Origin of the sequence: Streptomyces sp. NPDC091371 (assembly GCF_040684275.1) — a bacterium.
Lineage (GTDB): Bacteria > Actinomycetota > Actinomycetes > Streptomycetales > Streptomycetaceae > Streptomyces.
The window spans coordinates 1-4,022 of sequence record NZ_JBFBFP010000105.1 but is presented as its reverse complement, the minus strand read 5'-3'; the positions used below and the strand labels follow the sequence as shown (position 1 = coordinate 4,022).

The window sequence follows — 4,022 nt, the reverse complement described above, 5'->3', positions numbered from 1 at the left end:
TGTCAAGGGTGGCCGAAGGCCATCGCGAAGCGACGCGACGACGAAGGAGGAGCGCCCTTTACAGGCCGGCCCGACACGGAAGGACCATGGGACTGCCGGGAAACCCCCCGCGCCCTCCCCGATACCGCCCGGCTCGGACCCCGCCAACCCCGAGTCCCCCGCCTACCGCCGGCGCGCCCGCCACACCAAGTACGCCGCCGAAGCGAGCCCCGCGCCCCGTAGGAGCCAGGGCCACATCCCCTGGAGCGCGACGCTGAGCTGGTCTTCCGCCAGGGCCTCCCCCCAGCGGCCGTTCATCCGGCCCCACACCCACACCACCGCCCCCGCGAGCACCACGCCGGGCGGGCCGAACACCGTCCATTTGCGCTCGGCCGGGCCCAGTACCCGCGAGGCGTACGGCAGCAGCCAGCCGACGACCAGCAGTAGCCAGTAGCCGCTGACCACGCCCGCGAGCAGCACGGCCGCTGCCAGGAGGAGGAGGGCGTTCGGGCGGGGGCGGGCGGCGGTGGTCGCGGCCGCCTCGGGCTCGGGTGCGGCCGCCGCTGCCGCCGCCTCCCGTTTCGCACGCCGCCGATCGCGCAGGAAACGTACGAGGGTCCGCGCGCGGCCCTGCTCCGGGCCGCCCGAGGCAGTCTTCGGCCCACCAGCCGCATCGGCACCGCCCTCGGCGTCCTCCTCCGCCCCCTCCTTGAAGAGGTCCGGGATCTCGATGCCCCCCGCGAACCCCTCGACCTGCGGCCCCGCGCCGTACGCGCCCGGCGCGACCCGCCACCAGTCGGGCTCGGCTCCGCCGGAGGGGCCGAGTTGGTCGAGGCCCGCCAGGTGCGGCGGTACGTTCTCGGGCTCGGCCGCCGGTCGCTGCGGCGGCACGCCCTTGCGGCGCAGCAAGCCGGGGCTGCGCTGGGTGGGCACCGACGGGCCGGGGTCGGACGGCACGGGGGGCACGGGTGGGGGAGCGGAGCCCGACAGCGCGCCGAGGGTGTCCAGGACCTCCTCCGGGGTGCCGATGCGCTCCAGGATTCGGCGTACGGCCGCCGGGGTCTCCGGGTCGTACTTGGCGCGCCGACGGTCGATCTCGTCCCGCAGCCCGGCCACCAGCCGCATCCGGTCGCCGGAGGACAGCTGCCGCCGCTGCGCCAAGTCCCCGACGCGGCTCAGATATTCGTAGACCAGATGGTCGCTTTCGATCCCCATGCCCCGGCTCCTCCCAATCCCGCTGCCCGAAAGGTAGCGCGTGCGCCCGTGGAGCGGCCGTGGGCGCAGCGGATACCGTTGACCGGATGGGGACCGGACGACGGACAGGCCTACGGACAGGCCGACCGACCGGCCGACGCGACCAGGAGGCGACTGTGCCCGAGGCAAGCACTGCGGGAGCAGCGGAGGCACCCGGCGAAAGCGGCGCCGGGGCTTCGCGCGGACCCGACGCCGGGCCGTCCGGCGGACCCAGCACCCCGCGCTCCCTCGCCGAGGCGCTCCGGGCCCGCGACGACGCGGCGCTCGCCGCCCTGCTGCACGCCCGCCCGGACCTGCTCAGCCCGGTGCCCGGTGACGTGACCCAGCTGGCCACCCGTGCCGGGACCCGGGCCTCGGTGGTGCGGGCCCTGGACCGGCTCGACCGGTTCGCCCTGCAGACCGCCGAGGCCCTCGCGGTGGCCCCCGACCCGTGCCCGTACGAGGTGCTGGAGCGGCTGCTGACCGGCGTCGGCGGCGAGGACGAGGAGGCGCGCGGCGCGCTCCCCCGCGCCCTGGGCACCCTGCGCGACCAGGCCCTGGTGTGGGGCGACGAGGAGCGGCTGCGGCTGGTCCGCACGGCCCGCGAGCTGCTCGCGCCCTCCGCCCAGCGGCCCTCCCCCACGGGCCTCGGGCCCACCGTCTCCGAGGCCACGGCAGGGATGTCCCCGACCCGGATCCAGGAGATCGTGGCGGCCGCCGGGCTGCCCGGCACCCACGACCCGGTGTCGGCGGTGAGCGCGCTGACCGCCCTGTTCACCGACGCGCAGCGGATGTCGGCGCTGCTGGACCAGGCCCCGGCGGAGGCGCACCAGGTGCTGGGCCGGCTCGTCTGGGGCCCGCCGTACGGCGAGGTGACGCCGAACCCGACGGCCCCGGTGCGCTGGCTGCGCGACCGCGGGCTGCTGCTGCCCGCGTCGGCGCGCACCGTCGTCCTGCCCCGCGAGGTGGCGCTGCACCTGCGCGGCGGGCTCGCGCACCGCTCCGTGGAGCCGGTGGCCCCGGCGGTGCCGGCGCACCGCGAGCACCGTCCACAGGCTGTGGACGCGAACGCCGCCGGGCAGGCGCTGGCGGCGCTGTCCACCGTCGAGGAACTGGTCAAGTCCTGGGAGCACGCCGGTCCGCCGGTGCTGCGCGCGGGCGGGCTCTCCGTACGGGACCTCAAGCGGACCGCCGTCGCCCTCGACGGGACCGAGCCGCAGGCGGCGTTCTGGATCGAACTCGCCTACGCGGCCGGCCTGCTGGCCAGTGACGGCGAGGCCGACGAGCGCTACGCCCCCACCCCCGCCTTCGACGACTGGTGCGAACTGCCGCCCGCCGAGCGGTGGTCGGCCCTCGCGGCGGCCTGGCTGCCGGCCACCCGCACGCCCGGCCTGGTCGGCGAGCAGGACGCCAAGGGCCGCACCCTCTCCGCGCTGGGCCCCGAACTCGACCGCTCTGCCGCCCCCGAGGTGCGCCGGCGCGTCCTCACGCTCCTCGCCGACCTCCCCGAGGGCGGCGCCGCCGACCCGGACGCGGTCCTGGCCCGGCTGGCCTGGGAGCGTCCCGTACGCGGTACGAGCGAACTGCGCGCCCGCCTCGCGCGGTGGGTGCTGGCCGAGGCGGAGGTCCTCGGCGTCACCGGCCGGGGCGCGCTGTCCGGCCCGGGCCGCGCGCTCCTCGACCACCGCGACCCGGCGCCGCTGCTGGCTCCGCTCCTCCCCGAGCCCGTGGACCACGTCCTGCTCCAGGCCGACCTGACGGCGGTGGCCCCGGGCCCGCTGCGGCGGCCGCTCGCGGAGGTGCTGGCGGTCCTCGGCGAGGTGGAGTCGAAGGGCGGGGCGACCGTCTACCGCTTCACGCCCGGGTCGGTGCGCCGGGCCCTGGACGCCGGGCGGACCGCCGCCGACCTGCACGCCTTCCTCGCCGAGCACAGCATCACCCCGGTCCCGCAGCCCCTCGCGTACCTCATCGACGACGTCGCCCGGCGGCACGGGCACCTGCGGGTCGGGGCCGCGTCCTCGTACGTGCGCTGCGACGACGACGGCATGCTGAACGAGATCCTGGCCGACAAGCGCTCCGCCGGCCTGGGCCTGCGCCGCCTGGCCCCGACCGTACTGGCCGCGCAGGCCGACCCCACCGCCCTCCTCGACGGGCTGCGGGCGATGGGCTACGCCCCGGCCGCGGAATCCCGTACCGGCGACGTCCTGGTGGCCCGCGCCGACGCCCACCGCACCCCGGCGCGCCACGCCCCCGTCCCGGTCCCGGACGGCCCGCCGGTCCCGGACGAGACGTTGCTCGGCGCGGCCGTACGGGCGATCCGCGCGGGCGACGTGGCGGCGACGGCGGTCCGCAAGGAGCCCGCGTCGTCGTCGGCATCGGCATCCGTCGTCCCGGGCGAACTCCCGCGCACGAGCCCGGCGGAAACCCTGGCGACGGTCCAGGCGGCGGCCCTGACCGGCTCGGCGGTGTGGATCGGCTACGTGAACGCGGAGGGCGCGGCGAGCCAGCGGGTCATCGCCCCGGTCCGGGTGGAGGGCGGCTTCGTCACGGGCTACGACCACACGGCGGACGAGGTCCGCACGTACGCCCTGCACCGCATCACGGGCGTGGCCGAACTGGAGGAGGAGCACCTCTAGCCCGTGGCACCCACCCCCAGCACGATCCAGCCCCGCCGGCGTTTGAGGCGCGGGGGTCCGGGGGCAGCGCCCCCGGCAACGGCGCCGCACCCCCCCCCCCCCCCCCCCCCCGGGAAAACGCGGGGGGGCCGGCCCCACCCCCCCCCCCCCAAAAGCCCAGGCAAAACGGAACCC

Annotated in this window: 2 protein-coding genes; one reads left to right on the top strand and one right to left on the bottom strand. The window is 77.5% G+C overall.

The features are described from left to right. Positions 1-162: 162 nt before the first annotated feature. A complete protein-coding gene (locus AB0O21_RS40315) occupies positions 163-1,194 on the bottom strand; it encodes a hypothetical protein (RefSeq protein WP_365180967.1) in 1,032 nt (343 codons plus the stop codon). A gap of 155 nt (positions 1,195-1,349) precedes the next feature. Between AB0O21_RS40315 and AB0O21_RS40310 the strand changes: the two genes are divergently transcribed. Then, positions 1,350-3,848 (top strand): helicase C-terminal domain-containing protein, encoded by a 2,499-nt coding sequence (locus tag AB0O21_RS40310; RefSeq protein WP_365180964.1) that lies wholly within the window; start codon positions 1,350-1,352, stop codon positions 3,846-3,848. The last annotated feature ends 174 nt before the right edge of the window (positions 3,849-4,022 follow it).